The organism is Streptomyces sp. NPDC048106, from assembly GCF_040706415.1.
Taxonomy (GTDB): domain Bacteria; phylum Actinomycetota; class Actinomycetes; order Streptomycetales; family Streptomycetaceae; genus Streptomyces.
Genome location: NZ_JBEZND010000003.1, coordinates 110,765 through 136,390, shown reverse-complemented (window position 1 = coordinate 136,390; position 25,626 = coordinate 110,765). Strand labels below are relative to the sequence as shown.

The following is a 25,626-nucleotide window of genomic DNA, read 5'->3' as shown; positions in this document are numbered from 1 at the left end:
CGGGGGGCGTTAGCTGACGGCAGCCCGTTCAGCACGCAAGCCGGCTCCGGCCACGGAGGCTCACGTGACGTCGACCCCCACGCCCCCGGGCCTGGCCCGGTTCAACGACCTGGAGGAACGGGCGGCCCGCGCCGCCCTCCACGAGGCGTGCGCCTCCACGGCGTGGGTACGACGGCTGGCCGCCGCCCGCCCCTATGCCACCGCCGACGAGCTGTACGACGCGAGCGACGCCGCCGTGGCCGGGCTGAGGGCCGCCGATCTGGCGGAGGCGATGGCCGGGCACCCGCCGATCGGGCGGCCCCGGCCGGGTGATCCCGCCTCGGCCCGCGAACAGCGCGGCATGGCCGGCGCCTCGGCCGGGCTCAGGGCCGAGATGCTCGAACTCAACCTGGCCTACCAGGAGAAGTTCGGCCATGTCTTCCTCATCTGCGCCACCGGTCTGTCCGGCGAGCGGATGCGGGACGCGGTCAAGGAGCGGATCCGGAACACGCCGGAGCGGGAACGGGAGATCGTCCGCGCCGAGCTGGGGAAGATCAACCGGGTCCGGCTGGCCCGACTCGTCGAAGAGGACGCCCGACCCATGAGCACCAGCGCCACCGCCTCCGTGTCCACGCACATCCTGGACACCTCGATCGGCCGCCCCGCCGCGGGCGTCGCCGTCCGTCTCCTCGCCCGCGCGGGCCGGGACGCGGACTGGCAGGCGCTCGGCGGCTCCGCGACGGACGCCGACGGCCGGTGCAAGGACCTGCCGACGCCGCCGGCGGGCACCACCCAGGTGCGGCTCGACTTCGCCGTGGAGCCGTACCTCCGCGACCGGCCGGCGACCGGGGAGGGCGGACCGGCCGTGTTCTTCCCGGAGGTGACGATCAGCTTCTCCGTGGTACCGGGCGAGCACTACCACGTGCCGCTGCTGCTCAACCCGTTCGGTTACTCCGTCTACCGAGGGAGCTAGGTGCATGACCGTCAATTCCCGGCCCGCGATCCTGGGACAGAACCAGTACGGCAAGGCCGAGAACCGAGTCGTCAGGATCACGCGGGACGGCGCCACCCACCACATCAAGGATCTCGCCGTCTCCGTGTCGCTCAGCGGCGACATGGCGGAGGTCCACTACTCCGGCTCCAACGCCAACGTGCTGCCGACCGACACCACCAAGAACACGGTGTTCGCCTTCGCCAAGGAACACGGCATCGAGTCCGCCGAGCAGTTCGGCATCCACCTCGCCCGCCACTTCGTCACCTCGCAGGAGCCGATCCGGCGCGCCCGGATCCGCATCGAGGAGTACGCCTGGGAGCGGATCGCGGCCCCCGGCGCCGACGGGTCAGGGCACTCCTTCGTCCGCAAGGGCCAGGAGACCCGGCTCGCCCAGATCACCTACGACGGCTCGTCCTGGGAGGTCGTCTCCGGCCTCAAGGACCTGACCGTCATGAACTCGACCGACTCCGAGTTCCGGGGCTACGTCAAGGACAAGTACACGACCCTCCCGGAGACCCGCGACCGCATCCTGGCCACCTCGGTCTGCGGCCGCTGGCGGTTCAACTGGACCGGCGACGAGCAGCACATGCCGTCCTGGGAGCAGTCGTACGAGCAGGTCAGGACGCACATGCTCCGGGCCTTCGCCGAGACCTACTCCCTGTCGTTGCAGCAGACGCTGTACCAGATGGGCGCGCGCGTCATCGAGAACCGCGCCGAGATCGACGAGGTCCGCCTCTCGCTCCCCAACAAGCACCACTTCCTGGTCGACCTGGAGCCGTTCGGGCTCAAGAACGACAACGAGGTCTACCTCGCCGCCGACCGGCCCTACGGCCTGATCGAGGCGACCGTGCTGCGGGACGGCTGCGAGCCGCGGATCCCGGTGGACCTCACCAACCTCTGATCCCCCTCTTCTCCCGCTTTTCCCCTCTTCTCCCGCTTTTCTCGGCACCCGCGGCCGGGGCGACGCCCGCACCCGAAGGACGGACCATGGCAGCAGCCCAGCGCATCGTCATCGAGAACTGCTCGATCGCGACCGTCGACGCCGACGACACCGAGTACGCCCGCGGGCACCTGGTCCTCGCCGGCAACCGCATCGAGGCGCTCGGCGCGGGCCCGGCGCCCGAGGGACTGGCGGACGTGGTCCGCCGGATCGACGCCACCGGGCACCTCGCGACCCCCGGCCTGATCAACACCCACCACCACTTCTACCAGTGGATCACCCGCGGCCTGGCCACCGAGCACAACCTGTTCGACTGGCTGGTCGCGCTCTACCCGGTCTGGGCGCACATCGACGAGCCCATGGTCGACGCGGCGGCCCGGGGCTCGCTCGCGATGATGGCCCGCGGCGGCGTCACCACCGCCATGGACCACCACTACGTCCACCCGCGCGGCGCGGGCGACCTGTCCGGCGCGATCATCCGCGCCGCCCGCGAGACGGGCCTGCGCTTCACCCTCGCCCGCGGCTCCATGGACCGCGGCGAGAAGGACGGCGGACTGCCCCCGGACTTCGCCGTGGAGAGCCTTGAGGACGCGCTCGCCGCGACCGAGGCCACCGTCAGGGAGCACCACGACCCCTCCTCCGACGCCATGACCCAGGTCGCCGTCGCCCCCTGCTCCCCCTTCTCCGTCTCCACCGAACTCATGCGCGGCGCCGCCGAGCTGGCCCGCGGGCTCCGCGTACGGCTGCACACGCACGGCTCGGAGACCGTGGAGGAGGAGCGGTTCTGCCACGAGCTGTTCGGCATGGGCCCGACCGACTACTTCGAGTCCACGGGCTGGCTGGGCGAGGACGTGTGGATGGCGCACTGCGTCCACATGACCGACTCCGACATCGCCGCCTTCGCCCGCACCGGGACCGGGGTCGCCCACTGCCCCTCCTCCAACGCCCGGCTGGCCGCGGGCATCGCACGGGTCCCGGACATGCTCGCCGCCGGCGTCCCGGTCGGCCTCGGCGTCGACGGCACCGCGTCCAACGAGTCCGGCGAACTCCACACCGAGCTGCGCAACGCCCTGCTCGTCAACCGGCTCGGCGCCCGCGCGGCGAACGCGCTGGACGCCCGGCAGGCCCTGCGGCTCGGCACCCACGGCGGTGCCCGGGTGCTCGGCCGCGCCGCCGAGACCGGCTCACTGGAGGCGGGCAAGCTGGCCGACGTGGTGCTGTGGAAGATGGACACGCTCGCCCACGCCTCCATCGCCGACCCGGTGACCGCCCTGGTCCTCGGCGCGCCCGCGCCGGTCACCGCGTCGTTCGTGAACGGCCGTCAGATCGTCGCCGACGGCCGCCTCCTGACCGCCGACGAGGACGCCGTCGCCCGCGCCACCCGCGACGAGGCCCGGCGCCTGGCACGGATCGCCCGCGAGGGCTGAGCCCCCGGGCTCGGGGGCGGGGCCGCTCCATCGCCCGCCGGGGGTCAGAGTGTGCGTACGACTGGTGGCATCGGTCCCCGGCGGGCAGACGACGGAAGCGGCCCTCGGGAGGGCCGCTTCCGCTGGGTGAACGCTTCGGGCGCTGTCGTGAAGGGCTAGAAGGCGCCGAGGCCGTTCGGTGTGCCCAGGCCCGTGGGGCCGTCGTAACCGGGCGCGCTGTTGCAGAGGTTGTCGCCGCCGCAGTCGAATCCGTAAGCCCCGTTGTAGCCGCCGGTCACGTCGTACAGGGCGCCGGTGTGGCGGTAGAGGCGGGAGGCGTCGGGGAAGTCGCCCGGGTTTCCGGCCAGGGCGATCATGGAGGCCACGAGCGGGGAGGCGAGGCTGGTGCCGCCCGCCACGGCCCAGCCGGGGTACGCCTGGTAGTCGGGGGTGGTGTCGTAGACGGCGAGTCCGCCGGTGTAGGCGTCGGCGTCCGCGGACACGTCAGCGGTGACGCGGCCGGGGCAGTCGGGGACACCGGTCTGCCAGGCGGGCTTGTCGAACCAGGCCGAGCAGCCGCTGCCCGACAGGTCCCAGGCCGTCTCCGCCCAGCCCCGTGCGGTTCCCGGGTCCCGCACCAGTGACGTGCCGCCGACGGCTGTCACCGAGGGCAGCACGGCGGGGAACTTCGGTACCGTGAAGCCGCTGTCGCCCGAGGCGGCGGTGATCGCCACCCCGGGATGGTCGTAGGCGGACGCGTACGCGAGCATCCCGTACCCCTCGTCCTCCCCGAAGCTGTTGGAGATCTCGGTCGCGCCGAGGCGGGCGGCGGTGTTCTCCGCGGCCGCGATGTCGGCCTCGCCGACGCTGTCCGCCTCCACCAGCAGGATGTGGCAGTCCTGGCAGACCGCCGACACCGCGTCCAGGTCGAGCGCGGTCTCCAGGCTCCAGCCGGTGTACTCGTCGCTGCCCGGGTAGTGGGCCTGCTCGCCCTTCTGGTTGACCTTGGTGAAACAGCCGTTGGCGGTGGTGCAGGCGGACAGCCCGTAGGTGGCGCGGTAGACCGCGAGGTCGGCCTCGGCGGTCGGGTTGTCGTAGGCCTCGACGATGGCGACGGTCTGGCCGTTGCCGCCGGTGGACGGCAGGTTGTAGGCGGAGTGGATGTCGGCCGGGCTGTACCCGTCCGGCAGTGCGGTCGCGTCGTCCGCGGCCCCTGCGGCGGGATGCGCGGCGGCGCGGCCCTTGACGCCGAGGCCCCCGTGCACGTCGGTGCGGACCAGGGCCATGCAGTGGACCTGCCCGGGCGCGGTCGCCGGACAGGCTTCCTTGACGTTCGAGGGGAGCCGGCCGTGCTGGGGCGTGGACTTTGCCTGCTGCTGCGGCGCGTGGGCCGCGGTGCCGGCGGCCGCCGCGCCGGGCGTCGCGAAGAGGACGATCGCGGCCAGCGCGGCGGGTATCGCCGTGGCCGGGAAGAGGCGTCTCATGGGGTTCTCGTTCCTGTCGGCCGGATCAGCGCGCGTTCGCGGCGATGGTGTAGGCGTTGTCGACGACCTGGGTGATCGAGCCGCCGTCCGCGTCGGTCGCGGTCACCCGCAGCGCGGGGCTCGTGCCCCGGGCGGAGGCCGGATTGGGCCAGTGCGCGGTGTAGTGGCCGTCGTGCCCGCCGACCACCGCGGGCTGCCAGGTGGTGCCGCCGTCGAGGGACACGTCCACCGAGGCGGAGGTGATCGCGGCGTGCGACCCGATGCCGTCGTAGGTCTGGTGGCCGACGTCCAGCTTCAGTTGCTGGACCGGGGCGTCGCTGGTGTTCAGCTCGTTCTCGTCCAGCAGGTAGCCGAGCGTGAGCACCGGCAGGATCTCGCAGACGCCCGGGGCGGCGTCCGGGTGGGTGTAGGGGGTGCACTCGTAGCCGGACGGCAGCGCCATGTCCGCGGGCGGGTGGGATTTGTAGGCGTACGTGAACGTCAGGTCCGTGTGGGTGGAGGTCGCCTGGCTGTACTGGGGCACGTCGGACCGCGGCTTGGTGTCGTAGACCAGGCGGTAGGTGTTCGGCTCGGCCGGGGTGTCGCTGTCCGCCGAGAGGAGGTGGTCGTCGATGCAGGCGGGTGAGTCGGCGACCAGCTGCCCGTTGACATAGCAGGACCCGCTGTCGAAGAGGTACCGGCTGCCGAACGAGGCCTGCTGGCTGTCCTGGGAGTTGTCGGGGTAGAGCGCGTTCAGGTAAGCCTCGTCCGCGTTCTCGGTCACGCACGCATCGCAGTACCTGGCCAGGGCGTCCGGCCGCGGCGAATGCCGGCCCCACTGCGGTGTCAGCGGTCCGCGGCCCCAGTCCGTCGAGTACTCGTGGCCGCCGACGTAGGTGCGCGGGTCGGCGTCGGTGGAGTCGAGGCCGTAGCCCGGGCCGATGTTCGACTTGAACGTCCAGTCGCCGCCGTCCGCGGTGCCGACGTAGTCGGTGAAGTCGCCGGGCGCCTCGCGGGGCAGCCCGTCGCTCAACATGACCCCCGAGAATTCCGCCGGCAGGACCGGGTCGATGGAGGCCTTGTCGAACTCGAAGTCCGCGGGGGTCTGGGCCGGGTCGGCGTAGAGGTGCTGGTGGACCGTGGCCAGGTCGCTGGTCCGCACCTCGTACGGGCTCTGCGGGATCTGGTTGTCCCAGCCGAACGCCAGGTCGTACCGGTAGGGATAGGCGCTCTCACCGGGGTAGGGGAAGTCGCCCCCGGACGACGGCGCGATGCCGTTCCACTGGACGGAGTAACGCAGCTTCCCGGCGGGCGGGCCCGAGGCGGTCGGCGCCACGTACACGTCGGTTCCCGGCACGCCCTGGATGTCGGTCCCCTTGGCGCCGCCGAGCCACGCGGAGACGACGTCCCAGTCACCGGTGGTGCTCTGCAGGCCCCAGGTCACGTTCTGGTTGATCTGCCGGGCCGGCCGCGGGGTGGCCGCCGTGGACGGCGTCGTGGTGGTCTTCTCGTCCAGACTCACCGTGGTGACGGTGCCGCCGCTGTCGGGGACGGTGAAGCCGGCGGACACATAGCGCAGTTCGGTCGCATTGCCCTGGTCGTCGAACTCGGCGAACTGGGCCACGGCGAAGTAGTGGCCGGTCGGCAGGGCGATCCGGGCGGTCCCGTCGGCAGAGGCGAACGTGGTCGACACCGTCTTGAACGAGTCCATGTCCCACAGCCTGATGAGCGCGTTCGCCGGGCCGGTCAGGCCCGGAGTGTCGAACCGCGCGACCTCGTACGCGTTCTGCGGGGTCATGCCCTGGCCGGGTGCGGCGGCGGCCAGCGCCAGCCGGTTCACGCCGGGCAGCGGGGTGGTGCCGGCGGGCTTGCCCGCGGCGACGTCGGCGGCGATCCGGCCACGCAGGTACGCGGCGAAATCCTGGGCCGAGGAGGGGGTCATGTAGCCCACGGCGCTGATGCCGGTGCCGGAGGAGGTGAGGGTGATCCCGGGCGGCGGGGTCGCGCCGGCTCGGCTGAACGACAGCGCCACGGGGATCCTCGCCCCGTCGGTGATGTGGTCGCGCACCAGGGCGGAGACGTCGAACAGCGTCCAGTCCAGCGACCGGCCGGCGTACGGGGCGGCCTGCGCGGGCACGATGTAGCGGTCGCCGTTCGGGCCGCGGTAGTTCAGCGCCGGGCCGCCGCTCTGGTCCACCTGCGTGCCGTCGGCGCGCATCAGGATCTTTCCGCCGGTCAGTGTGGTGACGGTCTGCCCGTCCCCGGGCGCCGGGGGGCCGGCCGGTGCGGTGGGTGAGCCGGTCTGCGCCCAGGCCGCGCCCGGCGCGATGGCTGCATCGGCCTGCGCCGGGGCGGCGTGCAGTGCGGCGGTCAGCGACACCGCCAGCAGGGGCGCGGCGAACACGGCCAGCCGACGCGCGGCGCGGCGGCTCAGCCCCGCCGGCAGCCGCGGGCGGCGTCTGTGGTCACTCATCACTCGACTTCTCCTTGTGCAAGGGACATCCGGTTTCGGCGGCGTCACCGAGAGCGGGGGGTGCGGATCCCGTCCGGCTGGGGGCGGCCGGCACGGGGATCCGAGGGGCGATCGCCTGCTCGGCCCGCGGGGCCTCTTCCCCTGAGCCGGGGCAGGCCAGGGACGGGGAAGTGCCCTGCCGCGGGCCGGGGTTAGGACGGGGCCGGAAGCGCCCCCACGACGTCATCGTCACAACACGCCCCGTCGCACTTGACGACCTGTGACGCGCCTGTCCGGTAACTCTGGCCCAGGCGAGCCCGGCCGAGCATCCGGCGGATCACCTATTTTTGGCCACGCGGCCGGGCGGCTGGTCCGGTACGTCCGCCTGTGCGAACTCCGCGCCGGTGGCGCGCACCGCCAGGGCGGTGCGCGAGGAGACGCCGAGCTTGCGCATCGCCGAACTCAGGTGCTGGGCCACCGTCTTCGGGGACAGGAACAGCGCCTCGGCGATCTGCCGGTTGCTGCGTCCCGTGGCCACCAGGCGGGTGACCTCCAGCTCCCGGGGCGACAACCGGTTGCCGTTGGCGCGCCGGCCGCCGCGCTGGGGCCGCTTCGCCGCGACGCCGTGCTCGCGCAGGCAGGCCACCACCCGGTCGGCGTCGCCGAGGGCGCCCAGGGCGATCAGCCGTTCCCGCACCTCGGCCAGGAGGGACAGCGCCGCCTCCCGCTGTCCCGCGGCGAGCTGACAGCCGGCCTTCCGCTCCTGGGCCAGCAGCGCTTCGTAGGGCCGGGGAAGGTCCTGCCAGGCCGCGGCCGCGCGGGCGAACAACCGGGCGGCCGAGGCGTGTTCGCCGCGCGCCTCGGCCAGGATCGCCCGGCAGGTGGCCAGTCCGGCGCGCGGCCCCGGGGCGTCGCGGCCACGCAGCCCCCGGGCGAACGCCGCGGTCAGCTTCTCGGCCTCCTCGACGCGGCCCGCCGCGGCCAGCGCGGCCACCCTCGCCGGGCCGAGGTCCGATGCCCAGACCCAGGTGTGTTTGCGGGCGATGAGGGCGGCCGGCTCCTCGGTGATCTCCAGCGCCTCCTCGGTGCGGCCGGCGGCCAGCGCCAGCCGGGCCAGCGCCGCCGCGGGCTCCATCGAGTCCGCGAGCGCCCCGCTGCCCACCTCCCCGTCCAGCACCAGCCGCAGCCGCTCGGCGGCCGGCCCGTACGCGCCCGCCGCGGCCTGCAACTGCCCGACGACGAGCAGCAGTTCCAGCCGGGCGAGCGGGAGGATGTCCTCGGACTCGGCCAGCGCGGCCGCCCGCTCGGCGAGGCCGTCCCAGGCGCCGGTGAGCCAGTCCAGATGGGTCCGGGTCACCAGGGCGACGGACTCGTAGCGCCGGTACCGGCGGCGGTCGGCCTGCGCGAGGGCCATGTCGAGCCGCCGCGCGGCGACGGCGTACCGGCCCCACAGCATCGCCATGTCGCCGATGTTCACGTTGGCGCGGGTGATCTGCTGCCACTCCGCCGGGGCGTCGGCGTCGTCGGGGATCCGCGCCTCCAGCGCCCACCCGTCCATCTCGCCCAGCATGAGCCGGGCGGTGACCTGGTCCGCGACGAAGCCGAGCCGGTCGGCAGCCGTCATCGACGGCACCTCCACCTCGGCGGCGCGCTCCAGCCACCGCAGGTGGGCCGAGGCGGGCCAGCTACTGCTGCGCGGCCAGCCGAGACGCATCATCGCCCGCGCGGCCTCGGCGGGATCGTGGCCCAGGTGCGGGACCGCCCGCTTCAGCTCGGCGCGGCCCGCGTCGTCCTCGCCCATGAACAGCAGCACACTGCCGAGCTGGACGCGGATGTCGGCCTCCTGGCCGGGGCCGCACACCCCGGCGGCCAGGGCGGCGCGCAGCGGCGGCACCAGCTCCCGGAACCGGGCCGGCCCCGCGAACGACGCGAACGGGAACTTCCTGATCAGCCGGACCATCGAAGCGGGCGGCAGGCCGGCGTTGACGACCAGGTCGTGCAGCAGGGCGCCCGCGGTCGTCTCGTCGCCGGAGGCGAGCGCCAGGTCGGCGGCGCACTCGGCGTACCGGCACCACTCGCTCTTCTCCCCGGCCACGCGGAAGTGGTCGGCCAACTCCCCCACGGGCGGCGGGGCCAGCGCCTCCAAGGTCCGTCCGGCGCGCCGGTGCAGCGTCCGGCGGGCGGGCCGCGGTATCGCGTCGTACACCGCCTGGCGGGCCAGCACGTGCCGGAACGCCACCTGGCCCCAGCCGTCGTCGTCCAGCAGCCCGCCGTCCAGGGACTCGATCAGGCCCACCCGGGCTCGCCCGGCCGCGAGTCCCGCCACGGCGCGGATGGTCGCCTCGTCGGCAGGCCGGCCCAGCACCGCCGCGGCCCGCAGCATCGCCCGCCCCTCGGGGCCGAGCCGTCCCAGCCGCTCCAGCACCATGTCGCGGACCGTGGCGGGCACGCCGATCTCGTCCAGCTGACGGCGTCCCCAGCCGCCGACGCCGAAGCTGAGGTCGGCCCGGTCGGCCAGCAGCCGCACCGCGCCCTCGACCGCCAGCGGCACGCCCTCGGTGCGCTGGTGGACGAACCCGGCGAACCTGTCGGAGACATGCTCCCCGGCCAGCATCGACGACACCAGCCGCGCCGTGGCGGCCACGTCCAGCGGCCCGAGGGCCAGCCGCAGCCGCCCCGCTGCCGAGGCCGAGTCGGCGGCGAGCCGCGTGGCCAGCCGCCGCAGCAGCGTGCCGCCCGCCACGTCCTCCGGCCGGCAGGTCACCACCAGGCCCACCGGCTGCGGCACCCCGGCGGCCAGGAAGAGCAGGAACTCCAGCGTCGCCTCGTCCGCCCAGTGCACGTCCTCCACGGCCAGCACGGCCACGTCCAAGCGGCCCAGCAGCTCGGCCAGCGCCCGGAACACCCGATGCCGGACCGCCGTCGCGTCCTCGGCCGGCCCCGGCGCGGCCGGCAGGTCCCCGGCCCACTCCGGGAACAGCGGCCGCAGTGCCCCTGCCAGTGGGCTCAGCGGCAGCCCCGCCACCGTCTCGGTGGCCTGCCGCACGGCGTCGACCAGCGGGCCCAGGGTCTGCGGGTGGTGCAGCGGCGGGCAACGCGCCACCAGCACCCGGTCGGCCCGGTCCGCCGCCCGGTCCAGGTACTCGCGCAGCAGCCTGCTCTTGCCGATCCCGGCCTCGCCCTCGATCCACACCGCCGCCGGCGGCGCGGCGAGGGCCCGCGCCAGCTCGGTCATCTCCCGCTCGCGGCCCACGAATTCCGGGGCGTGCACGACCGCTGACCCGCCGCTGCCGTCCTGTTCGAGTACCTCCATGGCAGCCCCTCTTCCTTGCCGATCACCCAGGCAGGAGGATATGTCGCCAAGTTGACGCGACCGGTGGCGGTGTCATCACCGCCCGGTTACCGGGACCCCCAGGTCAGCGCGGTGGTCGTCGTGCGGCCGCCGGCCACACGACGCGGTTCATCGGTGAATCCGGAGCGGGCGAACAGCGGGAGCTTTCGCACGGTCCCGACGTGCTCGTCGGTGCGGCAGGGCGCACCCGACGGTCCCTGCCACCCGGGGTCGGGCCCGACGGGGGCGCGGCCAGGTGCGCAGGACCGGGCGGGGGTGGCCGGGTGGCGCCGGATCCGCCGCGGGCGGTCCAGGGCGTCAGCGGGTCACAGGCCGAACGCGGAGGGGTCGGTGGACAGTTCCGCGAAGACCTTGGCCGGGTCGGCGACCAGCCTGCGCTCCTTCAGGTCCAGCAGACCGCCGACGCCCGTGATCTCGGCGGCCAGGGTGCCGTCCGCCTTGCGTATCTCCTGGCGGACCTTGAAGGTCCGGCCGGCGGACCACTCGAAGGCGCAGGTGACGTCCACCTCGTCGCCCGCGAGGAGTTCGCGCAGGTAGCGGATGTTGGTCTCCAGGACCACGGGGCCGACGCCGGTGGACACCAGACCGGTCTGGCTCACACCGGCGGCCTGGAGCAGCGACCAGCGGGCGTGCTCGGCGTAGTTGAGGTACACGGCCTGGTTGAGGTGGCCCTGTACATCGGTCTCGTAACCGCGGACGGTGACGCGGACGGAAAACGGTTCGCTCACGGCTCTGCTTTCCCCTCTTGCTCCGGTACTGCTGTGTTGCCTGCCCGGTGATCCTTCCACGCGCGGCGGCCGGGCCGCCCCCGGGTCAGGCACGGCGCGGCGACGCCAGCAGGTAACGCGTCCGGGTCCGCGGCTCGGTGTACTCGCCCGGCTGCCACCCGGCCCGCTCCAGCGTGGCCGCGCAGGCGGCCAGGGCCGCCGCGTCCGGCGCGTACACCGCGACGGCCTCCGGCTGCGGGGTCGCACGGACCCGGTAACCGGCGCCGGACGCCGACTCCGGGCGGTGGCCGGCCGCCTCCAGGGCGAGGGCGGCGGCCCGCTCCAGATGGCCGCGCTCCCAGGCGCACGGGCGGTCCACCGAGCCGTCGGGGCTGGTCATCCGGCGCAGCTCCAGCAGGCCCTGCCACGCGCTGCGCACCTCCCGCAGGCGCCCGGCCGCCGAGGCCGGGGCCGCCTCCTCGGCTCCGCCGAGGCGTGCCGCGAACACTTCGGTGGACGGCGCCGGTTCCGCCGGAGACTCGGGCGGCGCCGGTTCCGCCGGAGTCTCCGGCGGGGCTTCCCGCACGCGCTGTCCCGCCGGGGTCAGGAAGTGGTCGTGCGGCGGGCGCGGGTGCCGGAAGGCGAGGCCCCGTCGCACCAGCGCCGTGAGCTGCGCCTCCGTGCCGCGCAACCGGCCGGTGACCGGGTCCGCCGCGTCGATCACCCGCCGCTGGGCGGCGGTCGGTTCTCGGGTCACGGTGCGCTCCCCTCCGCGGGTGTCGCCGGGGTACCGCCGCCGGTCCGGCGGCTCGAAGGGAAGCGTAGGACGAGGGTCTGACAGCGGGGCGCGCGCGGGCCGCCGCCCCCGGTCCTCAGCCCGGCCGGATGTTCCACCCCGCCACCACCGGCCGCCCGTGCTCCGTGCCGAGGCGGCACAGCGCCCCCGTGGCGAGCTGGAAGAGGGCGCCGTGGCGGGCGGCGAGGCCGAGCCGGCGGGCGGTGAGGACGCGGAGGAAGTGGCCGTGGGCGACGAGGACCACCACGCCCTCGGTATTGGCGAGGGCGGCGTCGGCCTTGGCCAGCATGCGGTCGGCGCGCTCCCCGACCTGCTCCGGGGACTCGCCCGGGTGGTCAGGGGGGCCCGGCACGACGCCGTCGGTGAACAGGAACCAGCCGGGCCGGGAGCGCTGGATCTCCGGCGTGGTGACGCCCTCGTAGCCGCCGTAGTCCCATTCGCGCAGGTCGGCGTCGATCCGGGCGTCCGGGATGCCGATCAGCTCGGCGGTCTCCCGGGCCCGTTGCAGGGGGCTGACGAAGGCGGCGCCGATGCGGTGCGAGCGGATCAGCGGCACCAGCCGGCGCGCCTCCTCCCGGCCGCGTTCGGTCAGCGGCACGTCGGTCCAGCCGGTGTGCCGTCCGGACCGCGACCACTCGGTCTCACCGTGCCGGACGAGAAAGAGGTCACCCATCCCCGCGCCTTCCCGCTCGCCTGGCAGCAAGGTGTCACGGCAGACCGGTGGCCGCAGGGCGGATTGCGCCAGACGGCCCTCGCCCGGGGATCAGCCGCTCATCGCGCCGTCCACCACCAGATCGTGCCCGGCCACGTACGCCGCCTCGGGCGAGGCGAGCCACAGCACGATCCGGGCGATCTCCTCCGCGGAGCCCACCACCCCGGCCGGACTCTCCGCGGCCATCCGACGGTGCCGGTCCTGCGGACCCTCGCCCGGCCGGGTCGCCCACATGGGGGTGTCCACCGGGCCGGGGGAGATCGCGTTGATCCGGATGCCCTCGGGGAGGAACTCCCGGGCCGCGGCCCGGGTGAGCGCCAGGACGGCGGCCTTGGAGGCGGAGTAGGCGGCGAGGGGCGGGACCGTCATCCGGGCGGCGTTCGACGCGTTGTTGACGATGACGCCCCCGCCGGCCCCCCGCATGTGGGTGATCTCGTGCTTCATCAGCAGGAACGTGCCGGTGAGGTTGGTCGAGATCACCTCGTCCCAGTCGGCGGCGGAGAACTGGGCGAGGGAGCCGACCAGGGAGACGCCCGCGTTGTTGAAGGCGACGTCCAGCGCGCCGTACGCGGACACGGTGGCGGCGACGAGCCCGCGGACGTCGTCCTCGGACCGCACGTCGCAGGGCACGGCGGTGGCCTCGCCGCCCGCCGCCCGGATCTCCGCCACCGTCCGGTCGAGGTTCTCGGGCGTCCGGCCCGCCACCACCACGGCCGCGCCCCGGCGGGCGAACCCCGCCGCCGTGGCCCGGCCGATTCCCGAGCCGCCGCCCGTGACGAGGACGACCCGCCCCGTGAACTCCATCGTCATGCCGCCGGTCTCCAGTCCCCGATCATGCCCCGGAACAGCCCGTCCACGCCGGGCTCCAGGTCACCCCGGCGCTGCACCGACAGCGGCACCGGCGCGGGCTCCAGCGCGCCCACCGGGGTGGTGAGGTCCGCGGTCGCGGCCGCGAGCAGGCCGAAGAAGGTACGGGCCAGCTCGATCGCCGTCTCCCGCCCGACGAGCCGCGGCCTGTTCTCCAGCTCCAGGGCCAGCTCGCCGTGCCGCCGGCCCAGGGAGAACGTGACGTCGTAGCGCGCCGAGCCGGTCACCAGCTTGTTGGTGGCGAGCGTCCCGGATCCGAAACTCCGGGCGGGCGAGGGCGTGTTCTGGAGGATGAACATGGTCTGGAAATAGGGCGTGCGCTCCGGCTCCACCGGCGGCGCCAGCTCGTCGAGCAGCACGCCGTAGGGGAGGTCCTGGTTCTCGTGGGCCGCCATGACCAGGCGGTGCGTGTCCTCCACCAGCCGGCCCACCGGCACGTCGGGCCGGAACACGTACGGCATCACCAGCGTGTTCACGAAGAAGCCGACCACGTCCGCCCAGCGCGGGTCGGTGCGGCCCGCGAAGGGCGTGCCGACGGCCAGCCGGTCGCAGCCGGTCAGCCGCCGCAGCGCCAGCTGGTAGACGGCGAGCCCCAGCACGAAGAAGGACGTGCCGCAGGCGCGCGCCGCCTGCCGGGCGTCCTGGACGAGGCCCTGCGGCAGCCCGAGCCAGGTCATGTCGCCGGCCCACCAGGGCGCCTCGGGGTCCCGGCCCTCCTGCGGCCAGGGCAGGGGCGGCGCCGGGTCGGCCAGCACCCGGCGCCAGTGGTCGAGCTGGGCGTCGTGGCGGCCGCGGGCGATCCGCCGGCGCTGCCACCTGGCGAAGTCCACGTACCGGTGGTCGGGCACCGGGCGGCCGGACGCCCCCGACGACAGCGCGTCGTACCGGTCCGCCAGATCCTCGAAGAAGACGGGGGAGGACCAGCCGTCGAAGGCGATGTGGTGGAAGTTGACGACCACCACCGTCTCCTCCGCCGCGAGGCTCACCAGATGGGCCCGGGTGGTGGGTTCCGACCGCAGGTCGAAGGGGCGCGCGGCCTCCCGCGAGCCGATCTCCCGCAGCCGCCTGATCCGCTCGTCCTCGGGCAGCCGGCGCAGGTCGTGGCGGAGGACGGGGATCTCCCCGGGGTCGTGCAGCCGGGCGGTGAGTCCTCCCGCCGACTCGCCGAAGGACGCCCGCAGGGACTCGTGCCGCGCCGTCACCGCCCGCAGCGCCCGCTCCAGCGTGCCGAGGTCCACCGGGCCGCGCAGCAGCACCGCGATCGGCACGTTGAACGCCGCGGACTCGGGGAACCGCGCCTGGTACGCCCAGTGCCGTTCCTGCCCGAGCGAGGCCCGCCAGGCCGATCCGGCGCCCAGGGCCCCGGCGTGTCCGTCGGGCGTCGTGCTCATCGTCCCGCCTCCCGTCGTGCTCATGCTCCCGCCTCCCGCTGCCGGGCCACGACGACCTCGGCGAGCGCCGCCGGGGTCGGGGCGTCGAAGAGGTCGGCGACGCTCATGGCGATCCCGAACCGGTCCTGGAGCCGGGACGCCAGTTGGACCGCGGTGAGCGAGTCGCCGCCCAGCGCGAAGAAGTCGTCGTCGGGCTTGATCTCGCCCTCGCCGAGGGTCTCGCCGAGGAGGCGTACGACAGTGGAGACGGCGTCGTCGGGGCCGGGGCCGGGGCCGGTACTGGGAGTGCGGGTCTGTACCGGCTGTTGTGGCTGTTGTGGCGGCTGTGGCTGGGGGGATTCCTCGCGCACCACCGTCCGGCCCGGCTGCACGGCCGCGGCACGGTCGGGTTCCCGGGCCGGCCGAGCCGGTGTCCACTCCTCCGCCGGCACCACCGCCACCTGCGGCGGCACATGCTCGGTCAGCAGCCGCATCAGCGCGTCGATGCCCTCGTCCAGGGTGATCCCCGAGGTCAGTCCGATCGGCGGTTCCTCGCGCGCCACGGTGCGGGCGGCCGGCGCGGGCGCCTGCCCGTCGAGCGCGATCTTGGTGTAGCCGCTGACCGTGATCACCGCCCGGCCCAGGTCGTCGTACAGCTCGGCGTCCACGGTGGAGCGGCCGGGCCGCTCCGGGCGGCGCACCATGCGGGCCGTCAGCCGTCCGGGCAGCTCGCCGTGGACGACCGCCCGGCGGCAGGTGAACGGCACGAAGTCGCCGGCCGGCAGGTTCAGGGCCAGGGCGCGGTCGAGGAGGACCGGGTGCACGGGGTGGGTGTCGAGGTCGGCGAGGTGCTCCGGGGCCAGTTCCAGTCGGCCCACCGTCACGTCGTCCTCCCGGCGCGCCGCGCGGACGCAGCCGAACCGCTCCCCGAAGACGAACTCGGTGCTCGCCCCCTCGGGCGCCCCGGGGGTGACGGCCGGCCAGCCCGCGCCGAGCGCGGCCGGGTCGGTGCCCGGCCGGTCCGCGGTCAGGGCGCGGTCCACGCGGACCCGGGCCCGTGCGTGCACGGTCGGCGGTGCCCCGCCGGCCGTGGCCAGGACCGTCGCGTCCCAGGCTTCCTCGGCCGTCTTCGCCAGGGTGACGGCGATGTCCGTCGGCTCCGCGACGAACAGCGGCTCGGACAGCATCAGGTCCTCGATGACGACGGGATCGAGGTCGTCCGCGTCGCCCGCCTCCCGTACGGCCCGTACCAGGAGGTCGAAGTAGGCGGCTCCGGGCAGCAACGCCCGCCCCTGGAGACGGTGTTCGGCCACGATCCAGTCGCCGGGCGCGACGACGGTGTGCCAGCGCGTCCCGCCCTCCCGCGCCGGCTGGTCCAAGGCGGTGCCGGCCATCCCGACGCCGTGCCACGCGGGCCAGTCGATGCTCACGGTGACCGGGGCGCCGGGCGGGGCGCCGACGGCGACCGCGTCCATGTAGGCGTTCGCCGCCGCGTAGTCGGCGCTGCCCAGCAGGCCGTTGAGGGCGGCGCGGCTGGAGAACAGGGCCAGGAAGCGGACGCCGGGCGTGGCGGTGACGATCTCTCGCAGCACCGAGGTGCCGGTCACCTTGGCGGCCAGGACCGCTTCCATGTCCGCCCGGGACCGGGTGCGCAGCAGCCCGCCGCCGGCGACGCCCGCGGTGTGCAGGACTCCGTGCACGGCGCCGTAGCGGGCGCGCAGTTCCTCGAAGACGCCGCGTACGGCCGCCGCGTCGCAGACGTCGGCCGCGTGCAGCGTGACCTCGGCGCCGGCCGCCTCCATCGCGGCGACCATCGGCGCGATCCGCGCCCTCTCGCCGGGCCGGCCGGCCTTGCGGCCCAGCAGGGCGAGGCGCGGGCGCAGCCCGGTGTGGGCGAGCGCCCGGGCCACCGCGAGGCCGATGGCGCCGAGCCCCCCGGTGACGACGTAGACGCCGCGCTCCTCCAGCAGGGTGCCGACCGGTCCGTCGGCCGCGTACTCGGTGCGGTCCGGCAGCCAGCGGCGGGTGCCGCGCAGGGCCACGGCCGCGTCGGCGCTGCCGGGGACGGCGAGTTCACCGGCGAGCACCGCGGCCGGCACGTGGCCGGCGTCGATCAGCCGCACCTGCCCGGCGCCCGCCTCCAGCGCCGCGGACCGTGCCAGGGCGCAGGCGGCGGCGCGGGCCGGGCTCAGCCGCTCGGCGCCGGTCACGTCGATCGCGGACCGGGTGACGACGGCGAGGGGCAGCGGGCGGTTGTCCGCGTCCCGCCGCCCGGCGGCCGACTGGAACAGCTCCACGAGGGACCACAGGGCCTCCTCCAGTGCCTCGGGCTCGTCCGGGAGCGGTTCGGCGAAGGCGCGGCCGTGCACCAACAGGCGTACGTCGACGGCGGCTTGCGAAAGCTGGTCCAGGTACGCGGTGACGTCCTCCGGGTGTCCCCGCCGTACCGTGCCGCGGTAGTCGGCGGCCTCGTACGTGCCGCCCTCGGCGACCGGGACGGTCCGGTATCCCGCCAGTTGGACGGCGGTCAGCAGCTCCCGTGCGGCGTCCGGGTCGGCGGGCGTGAACACCACGGCGTGACCGCGGCTGCCGGGGGTGCGGCGCGCCGCGGCCGGTACATGGCCGTCGGGCCGCCAGCCGGGCAGCGCCAGCACGGGGTGCTCGGGGGCCGCCGGGCTCCCGGGAGCCTCCGGGCTTTCCGGGTCCGCCGCGTGCCCGGTGGCCGTCGCGTCCCGCGCGGGCCGTTCCGGTACGGCCTCCCGCGCGTCCCCGGCGGCCGGCGCGGGCCGGCCGCCCGCGGCGTACGGCAGCCAGAACTCCCGGCGCCGGTACGGGTACGCGGGCAGGGGCACCCGGCGCGTGTCGAGCGGGCGCGGCAGTGCCTCCCACTCCACGTCGGCCCCGTCGCACCAGGCGTGGGCCAGCGCTTCGAGGAAGGTCGGCCAGTCGCCGGCGGCCGCCTTGGCGGGCCGGGGCAGGCAGCCGACGGCCCGGTGACCGGCGTCGCGCAGGCCGGGGTGGCGGCGGATCAGGCTGGACAGGGCCTGGCCGGGGCCCACTTCGAGGACGCGGGCCGGATCCTGGCCCACCAGGGTGTCCAGGGCGTGCCCGAACAGCACCGGTTCCACGAGCTGTTCGGCCCAGAACCGGGGCGAGGTGGCCTGCGCGGCCTCCAGCGGGCGGCCGGTGGCGGCGGAGATCACCGGGATCTCCGGGGCGCGCAGGGCGCAGCCCGCCAGCAGGTCGGTCAGCTCCGCGACCGCCGGGGCCATCATCGGGGTGTGGAAGGCGTGCGAGGTGGACAGCAGCCTGCCCTGCACCCCGCGCTCGGCCAGGATCTTCCGGAAGGCCTCGACGGCCTCGGCCGGGCCGCCGACCACCACCTGCCCGGGGCCGTTGACCGCGGACACCGCGACCTCGGGGACGAGCAGGTCGCGCACCACCTCCTCGGCGGCGGCCACGGCGAGCATCCGGCCGGGCGGCATGCCCTGCATCAGCTCCGCCCGGCGGGCGACGAACCGTACCGCGTCCGCGAGCGGTATGACTCCGGCCAGCGTGGCGGCCACGACCTCGCCCACGCTGTGCCCGACGAGCGCGGCGGGCTCCACCCCGAGCAGGCCGAGGGACCGGGCGAGGGCGAACTCGACGCTGAACAGCAGGGGTTGGGCGTGCACCGTGCGGGCCACGACCGTCGGGTCGGCCTCCTCCTGCCACATCTTCGTCAGGTCGGCGCCGAGGGCGTCGGAGAACAGCGCCAGGCACTCGCGCACCCGGGTGTCGAAGTCGGGCAGCGCGGCGGCGAGGTCCGCCGCGGCCCGTGGATGCTGTGAGCCCTGCCCCGGAAGGGCGAACACCAGGCGCCGGCGGGTGCCGTCCGACAGGGCGGTGGGCGCCGTGTCCGGGCCGGCGAGGAGGCGGGCGGCCTCGGCCGGGCGGGTGAAGGTCAGCGCGGCGCGCACGGGCAGCGCCCGCCGTCCCGTCTGCGCGGTGAAGGCCACGTCGGCCGCGGCCTCGTCCGGCAGCGCGGCCAGGGACGTGGCCAGCCGGGCGCGCACCGCCTCCTCGGCCGCCCGGTCGGTGCCGCTCCACACCAGCAGTTCGGTCCGCTCCGCGCGCTCGGGTACCGGCGCGGGCTCCGGGGCCTCCTCCAGGACCACATGGGCGTTGGTGCCGCCGAAGCCGAAGGAGCTGACCCCCGCGCGGCGCGGCGAGCCGGCCGTGCGCGGCCAGGGCAGCACCGCGTCCGCCACCTTGAACGGGGTCTGCTCCAGGTGCAGTTGGGGGTTGGGGGTGCGCACGTTGATGGTGGGCGGGATGTGCTCGTGGCGCAGGGCCAGCACCGTCTTGATCAGGCCGACGATGCCGGAGGCCGGGCCGAGGTGGCCCAGGTTCGACTTGACCGAGCCGATCGCGCAACTGCCGGGCCGCAGTTCCCCGGTGGCGACGGCGAGCATGGCCTGGTGCAGCCCGTGCACCTCGACGGGATCGCCCATCTGGGTGCCGGTGCCGTGCAGTTCGACGTACGACACGGTGTCCGGGTCCACGTCGGCGACGGCCAGCGCCTCGGCGATGACGCGGCTCTGCCCCTCGGAGCTGGGCGCGGTGAAGCCGGGGCGCGCCGCACCGTCGTTGTTGACCGCGGAGCCCCTGATCACGGCGTGGACCGGGTCGCCGTCGGCGAGCGCGTCGGCGAGCCGCTTGAGGACCACCACGCCGCCGCCGCTGCCGAAGACCGTGCCGCTGGCCTCGGAGTCGAGCGGCCGGCAGTACCCGTCGGCGGAGTCGATGCCGCCCGCCACATGGCGGTAGCCGCGCCCGTACGGCGTCTCGATCTCCACGCCGCCCGCGAGCGCGATGTCGCAGTCGCCGAGCCTGAGGGCCTGGCAGGCCAGATGGGTGGCGACCAGGGAGGTGGAGCAGGCGGTGCGCACGTTGATGCTGGGCCCGTCGAGACCCAGCCGGTAGGAGGCGTACGTGGCCAGGTAGTCGATGTTGTTGGAGACCAGGGCGACCATGTCGCCGACCTGCGCGAGGAGTTCGGGGTCGGCGCGGATGTGGTCGTCCACGTAGGTGTCGCTGGCGCAGCCGCCGTAGACGCCGATCTCGCCGTCGTAGCGGGAGGGTTCGTAGCCGGCGTGCTGGAGCGCGGTCGAGCACAGTTCGAGGAAGAGGCGGTGCTGCGGGTTGCGCAGTTCGCTCTCGCGGGCGGAGATGCCGAAGAAGGTGTTGTCGAACCCGCCCACGTCGTCCAGCAGGGGCCGGGCGGGTATGTAGTGCGGGTCCTTGATCAGCTCCGGGTCCTCGCCCGCGGCCAGCAGCTGTTCCTCGCTGAGCCGGTGGATGCTGTTGCGCCCCGCCAGGAGGTTGCGCCAGAACTCGTCGGCGTCGGCCGCGTCGGGGGCCCGCACGGACAGTCCGATGACCGCGATGGCGTCAGTGCTCACTGCTCCGGTGCCTTTCTCGCTGGGGAAGGGGGTGACCGTGGGGTCAGCGCCTGTTCTGGCGCCCTCGGCGCAGAGCGGTGCGGACCGCGCGGCGGGCGTCGCGTTCGTCGGCCGCCGAGTGCGGCGTCGTCTCGCGGCGTGGCGCCTGGACGGGCGGGGCGGCGGTGGCGTCCGCGCCGAGGTGGGCGGCGAGGGCGCGGGGCGTCGGGAAGCGGAAGACGTCCGCCAGCGTCAGCCGGAGCCCGTCCGCGGAGGCCAGCCGGTGGTAGAGCTGGAGCAGGTTCATCGACACCATGCCGGCGTCGAAGTAGACGGTGTCCGGCATGAGTTCGGCGCCCGGCGGGCACAGCTCGCGGGCGCGTTCGGTGATCAGCCGGGCGAGGTCCCCGGGTGCCGGGCGGCCGGGCGTACCGGTGGGGCCTTCGCCCCGGTGGTCCTTGAGCCGCCGAAGCAGTGCCGGGACATCGGCCTTGCCGTTGCGGCCGAGCGGGAGGTCCGGCAGCCGGATCCAGTGCGCGGGCTGCTGCCAGCGGGGCAGGGTCCGGGCCAGCTCGGCCGCCAGTTCGTCGGTGCTGCCGAGCGCGCTGCCGGCGACCCAGGCGAGGAGGCTGCCGGGGTGGTCCGGGTCGGTGGCCACGGCACAGCCTTCCACGCCGCGCAGCCGGGCCACGGCGCCTTCCACCGCGTCCAGTTCGACCCGGTAGCCGCCGAGGGAGACCTGCCGGTCGGCGCGGCCCGCCAGGGTCACGGCGCCGTGCCGGTCGCGGCGGGCCAGGTCCCCGGTCGGGTAACGGCGCACGCCGTCGGCGAGGGCCGTACTCGCCTGCCGGTCCGGCGCGTTCAGGTAGCCGGTGGACAACCCCCGTCCGGTGACGACGAGTTCACCCGTCTCGCCGGTGAGCGCCGGCCGCCCGGACGCGGTGACGACCTCCAGGCGCCGGTACGGGGTGCCCCGCCCGACGGGCACGGAGGTGCGCGGCCCGTCCGGCCGGGTCCACCGGTGCAGGCTGCTGGCCTGGGGGGTCTCGGTGGTGCCGTAGAGGTTGAACAGCGCGGCGCCCGGCGCCAGTCGGGCCGTCTCCTCGGCGCGGGTGTCGTGCAGGGGCTCGCCGTGGAACACCACCGCCCGCGCCGATGGCAGGACGCGGCCGGCCCGGACGGCGGCGAGGATGCCCGCCTGCGAGGGCGTCAGGTGCAGCACGGGGGCACCGGACCGCGCCAGCAACTCCAGGTGCAGGTCCGGCCGTTCCGCCTCGCCGGGCCCCGGCACGTGCACCCGGGCGCCGACGGTCAGCGGCAGCAGCAGGGCGCGCAGTACGGGGTCGTGGGCGGGCGGTGTCGTCAGGCAGCAGACGTCGTCGGCGCCCAGGCCCAGCTCCGCCGCGTACCAGGTCAGCGGCTCGGGAAGCGCGTCGGCGGGCAGCACCACGAGCGCCGGGCTCCCGGAGGTGCCGGAGGTGACGATGAGATGACCGGGCGCGTCCGGCTCGAACTCCGCCTGCCCGGCGTCCGGTTGCCCCGTGCCCGGTTCCCCCGGCGCCGTCCGGTCCACCCGCTCGTACGGCACTCCCGGCACCGCCTGGGGCCCGGTCCCCAGCACCAGCGCGACCTCGGCCGCGTCCAGCACCTCCCGGCGCCAGGGCGCGGGGGCCTCGGCGTCCACGAGCAGCGCCGGCCGCCCGGCGTACCAGGTGCCGAGCAGCGCCGCGGCGAGCCCCGCGGTGCGGCGGGCCAGCACCGCGACGGTCCGGCCGGGCTCGGTCCGCTCCCGCACCAGGGCGCCGACCCGGCGCACCCAGGCGGCCAGCTCCGCGTACGTGACCGTGCCGTCGCCGCCGACCAGCGCGGGCCGGTCCGGCCCCCGCTCAGCCTGCTCCAGCACGGCACGGACCAGGTCGGCGCAGGTACGGCGGGGCCCGGCGGCCGGCGCGAGCCCGGCGGCGGACTCGGCGAGGGCCGCGGCTCCGGGAGCGGCTCCGGCGGGCTCGGCGAGCACCGCCAGCAGGGCCTCCCGGCACGCCTGGAGGAAGTCCCCGGCCGTACCCGCGTCCCAGAAGTCCGTCGCGTGGACCAGCCGCAGCCGGTAGCCCCCGTCGGGGCGACGCGACAGATAGAGCCCGAGGTCGAACAGGGACCAGCGGACCGACGGCTCCTCGGCGGCGGCCTCGTGGCCGCCGAAGGAGGCGGGCGGCGCCGCCTGCGTCAGATCGTTGAACCACGCCTGGAACAGGGGGTTCTCCTGCGGGGACCGCTCCGCGCCGACCTCCGCCACGATCTCGTCGAAGGTCACCGCCATGTGCTCGGCCGCGCCGAGTACCGCCTCGGCCACCGGCCCCAGCACCGCACGCGTCCCGGCGCCCTCGGGCACGTCCACGCGGACGGGCACGGTCCGCATGAAGAAGCCGACGGCCTCGTGCTGCTCCTCCGTCTCGCGCCCCGACATCGGCACGCCCACGAGCACACTGCGCCGACCCGCCCACGCCGCCAGGGCCCGGGCGTACGCGCCGAGGCCGAGGGTGGCGACGGTGACCCGCTCCGCCCGGCAGACCTCGTCCAGGCGGCGGCTGGTCTCCGCGTCGAGGTCGGCCAGCACCTCCGCCCCCCGGTGGTCCGGGAGCCCGGTGCGCGGCCGGGCGTGCGGCAGACCCAGCCGCTGCGGGGCGCCGTCGAGCCGGGAGCGCCAGAACTCCAGGTCGGCGGCCCGCCGTTCGGCCGCCCGCGGGTCCTCGGGTGCCGACGCCAGCGCGTCGCCGAAGCCCACGGCGTCCGGCAGCCGCGCGGCACCCCCGCGCGCCCGTGCCGCGTACAGCTCGGCGAGGTCGTGCTGGAGCAGGTCCAGGGAGCGCTGGTCGCAGACCAGGTGGTCGACGCTGAGCACCAGCCACGACCCGGCGCCCGCCGCGTCCCGCAGCAGGCCCACCGCGAGCCGGGGCAGCCGGTCGGGCGGGAAGGGCACGTCCGCGATCCGGGCGACGAAGTCCCGTACCGCCTCGTCGGTGACCGCCGCCAGGGTGCGCTCGGTGAACAGCTCGGGCGTGCCCCGCGGCAGGACGCGCCGCCGCGGCCCGCCGGAGGACTCCAGGACCGTGCGCAGCGACTCGTGGCGGGCGATCAGGTCGGCGCAGGCCGCGCGCAGGACGTCCGGGTCGAGCGCGCCGGACACCCGCAGCACCCCCACCACGTTGTACGCGGGGCAGCCGGGGAACACCTGCTGCCACAGCCACAGCCGCCGCTGCTCGGGGGAGGCCGGGCCGTCGCCGCCCGGCCCGCGGGGAACGGCCCGGACGCGCGCGGTCCCGGGCAGCCGGGCGCGCAGCCCGGCGAGCGAGACGTTGTCCCGCAGGAACACCGACAGCGGGAGCCGGACCCCCCAGCGGCCGAGGATCCGCCCGGCGAGCCGGGCAGCGGCCAGGCTGTGCCCGCCCGCGTCGAGGAAGCCGACGCCCTCGTCCTCGGGGACCGAACCGACGGCCTCCGCCCAGCAGCCGGCCAGGTCGTCGACGGGCTGTCGGGCGCGGACCGGCGCGGCGAGCCGCTCCTCGGCCAGCGCGCGCAGCGCCTTGTCGTCCCGCTTGCCGCTGCCGGTGAGCGGCACGGCCTCGACGGCGGTGAACAGCGCCGGTACGAACGCCTCGGGCAGCGCCGCGGCCACCCGGTCCCGCAGCCCCTGCCACAGCGCGTCGTCCGCAGCGGTCCCCGGCGCCGGCACGACGAAGGCGCACACGGTCGCCGCGCCGTCCGGACCGGGCGCCGCGACCACCGCGGCGTCCCGCACCCGCGCGAGGGCCCGGAGCACGTCCTCGGTCTCCCGCAGCTCCACGCGCTGGCCGCGGATCTTCACCTGGTGGTCCATGCGGCCCAGGTACTCCAGGGCGTCCCCGTGCCGGCGCACCAGATCGCCGGTCAGATAGAGCCGGGGCACCGGACACCAGTCGGGCGCCGCCACGAACGCCGCCTCGGTGAGGTCGGGCCTGTTCAGATAGCCGAGGGCCAACGGCACGCCCCCGATGGCAAGTTGACCCGCCTCACCGGCCGGTACCGGTCGCAGGTCCTCGTCCAGGACCACCAGCGTGCAGTTGTCGATCGGGCCGCCGATCAGCACGGTGCCGGGATCCGGCGGGCACTCCCACGCCGTGACGTCGATGGCCGCCTCGGTCGGGCCGTACAGGTTGTGCAGCTCCGCGTCGAGGACGGCCCGGAAGCGCCGGACGAGACCGGGCGTCAGGGCCTCCCCGCTGCACACGACCGCGCGCAGCGAGACGCAGCCCCGCGCGCCCGGCCAGCGCAGGAACTCCTCCAGCATCGACGGCACGAAGTGGCAGACGGTCACCGCGTGCCGGACGACCCAGTCCACGACCTCGCCCGGATCGCGGTGCGCGCCCGGGGGCAGCAGCACCTCGGTCGCGCCGGACACCAGCGGGCCGAGCAGTTCCCAGCCGGACACGTCGAAGGTGGCCGGCGTCTTCTGCAGGACGCGGTCCGCAGGCCCGAAGCCGTACGTCTCGCACATCCACAGCAGCCGGTTGCACAGGGCGAGGGAGGGCACGACGACGCCCTTGGGCTCGCCGGTGGAGCCGGAGGTGAACAGCACGTAGGCCGGATGGTCGTCGGCGACCGGGGCCGGCGGCGCCCAGTCCCGCGCGGCCACGGGGAGCCCGTCGAGGCGCAGCACCCGGGTGGCTCCCTCCGCCGGGCCCGCCAGGCTGTCCGCCGTCTCCCCGGTGACCAGCGCGAGCCTCGCCCCCGAGCGGCGCAGGATGCCGAGGCGCCGCTCCCGCGGGTCCTCGGGGGCCAGCGGCAGATAGGGCAGGCCCGCCTTCAGCGCGCCGAGCAGGGCGAACACCAGGGCGCGCCCGCGCGGTACACAGACGGCCACGACGTCACCCGGGCGGCCGCCGGCCTCGGTCAGGAGGCGGGCGACGGCGTCGGAGGCAGCCTCCAGTTCGGCGTAGCTGACCGTCCCCGCGTCGTCGACGAGCGCCACGGCGTCCGGCGTGGCGGTGGAGACGGCCCGGACGAGTCCGGGCACGCCGCGGGGCGCCGGGCGGTCCCGGTCCGGGCCTCGCAGGATTGCACCGCTGGCATCGGCCGTCGAGCCGTCCATGCGCGTTCCCTTCCGGTGCGGTGAGGTGGGAAAAGCTTGG

The 25,626-nt window shown here is 75.4% G+C and carries 13 protein-coding genes; 3 read left to right on the top strand and 10 right to left on the bottom strand.

Features of this window, described 5'->3' with window-relative positions:
* Positions 1 to 64 precede the first annotated feature (64 nt).
* The 3 genes from uraD to AB0927_RS03780 all read left to right on the top strand — a co-directional run bounded on the left by uraD (position 65) and on the right by AB0927_RS03780 (position 3,340).
* Entirely contained in the window at positions 65 to 952 is an 888-nt protein-coding gene (gene uraD / locus AB0927_RS03790) for a 2-oxo-4-hydroxy-4-carboxy-5-ureidoimidazoline decarboxylase (RefSeq protein ID WP_366665879.1), read from the top strand.
* A gap of 4 nt (positions 953 to 956) precedes the next feature.
* A complete protein-coding gene (pucL, locus tag AB0927_RS03785) occupies positions 957 to 1,874 on the top strand; it encodes a factor-independent urate hydroxylase (RefSeq protein ID WP_366665878.1) in 918 nt (305 codons plus the stop codon).
* 86 nt (positions 1,875 to 1,960) lie between these two features.
* Entirely contained in the window at positions 1,961 to 3,340 is a 1,380-nt protein-coding gene (locus tag AB0927_RS03780) for an 8-oxoguanine deaminase (RefSeq protein WP_366665877.1), read from the top strand.
* Positions 3,341 to 3,495: 155 nt separating this feature from the next.
* On the opposite strand, the gene AB0927_RS03775 is transcribed toward AB0927_RS03780, so the two are convergent.
* The 10 genes from AB0927_RS03775 to AB0927_RS03730 form a co-directional block, all read right to left on the bottom strand.
* Positions 3,496 to 4,803 (bottom strand): S53 family peptidase, encoded by a 1,308-nt coding sequence (locus AB0927_RS03775; RefSeq protein ID WP_366665876.1) that lies wholly within the window; start codon positions 4,801 to 4,803, stop codon positions 3,496 to 3,498.
* A 25-nt stretch (positions 4,804 to 4,828) separates the two neighbouring features.
* Positions 4,829 to 7,255 carry a hypothetical protein gene (locus AB0927_RS03770; RefSeq protein ID WP_366665875.1) on the bottom strand — a complete coding sequence of 809 codons (2,427 nt, stop codon included), beginning with the start codon at positions 7,253 to 7,255 and terminating at the stop codon, positions 4,829 to 4,831.
* A 316-nt stretch (positions 7,256 to 7,571) separates the two neighbouring features.
* Positions 7,572 to 10,547 (bottom strand): AAA family ATPase, encoded by a 2,976-nt coding sequence (locus tag AB0927_RS03765; RefSeq protein WP_366665874.1) that lies wholly within the window; start codon positions 10,545 to 10,547, stop codon positions 7,572 to 7,574.
* 344 nt (positions 10,548 to 10,891) lie between these two features.
* On the bottom strand, positions 10,892 to 11,314 hold the full coding sequence (locus AB0927_RS03760; protein WP_366665873.1) for an acyl-CoA thioesterase: 423 nt from the start codon (positions 11,312 to 11,314) through the stop codon (positions 10,892 to 10,894).
* An 85-nt stretch (positions 11,315 to 11,399) separates the two neighbouring features.
* Positions 11,400 to 12,050: a hypothetical protein gene (locus AB0927_RS03755; protein ID WP_366665872.1), complete on the bottom strand. Its 651-nt coding sequence runs from the start codon at positions 12,048 to 12,050 to the stop codon at positions 11,400 to 11,402.
* 115 nt (positions 12,051 to 12,165) lie between these two features.
* Positions 12,166 to 12,762 carry a histidine phosphatase family protein gene (locus AB0927_RS03750; protein ID WP_366665871.1) on the bottom strand — a complete coding sequence of 199 codons (597 nt, stop codon included), beginning with the start codon at positions 12,760 to 12,762 and terminating at the stop codon, positions 12,166 to 12,168.
* A gap of 90 nt (positions 12,763 to 12,852) precedes the next feature.
* Positions 12,853 to 13,611 carry an SDR family NAD(P)-dependent oxidoreductase gene (locus AB0927_RS03745; RefSeq protein ID WP_366665870.1) on the bottom strand — a complete coding sequence of 253 codons (759 nt, stop codon included), beginning with the start codon at positions 13,609 to 13,611 and terminating at the stop codon, positions 12,853 to 12,855.
* A complete protein-coding gene (locus tag AB0927_RS03740; RefSeq protein WP_366665869.1) occupies positions 13,608 to 15,083 on the bottom strand; it encodes a condensation domain-containing protein in 1,476 nt (491 codons plus the stop codon). The genes AB0927_RS03745 and AB0927_RS03740 overlap by 4 nt, the downstream gene beginning before the upstream one ends.
* Complete coding sequence (locus AB0927_RS03735) at positions 15,080 to 20,482, bottom strand: SDR family NAD(P)-dependent oxidoreductase (protein ID WP_366665868.1); 5,403 nt, start codon at positions 20,480 to 20,482, stop codon at positions 15,080 to 15,082. Before AB0927_RS03735 ends, AB0927_RS03740 begins: the two co-directional genes overlap by 4 nt.
* A 43-nt stretch (positions 20,483 to 20,525) precedes the next feature.
* Complete coding sequence (locus AB0927_RS03730) at positions 20,526 to 25,586, bottom strand: amino acid adenylation domain-containing protein (RefSeq protein WP_366665867.1); 5,061 nt, start codon at positions 25,584 to 25,586, stop codon at positions 20,526 to 20,528.
* Between the last annotated feature and the right edge of the window lie 40 nt (positions 25,587 to 25,626).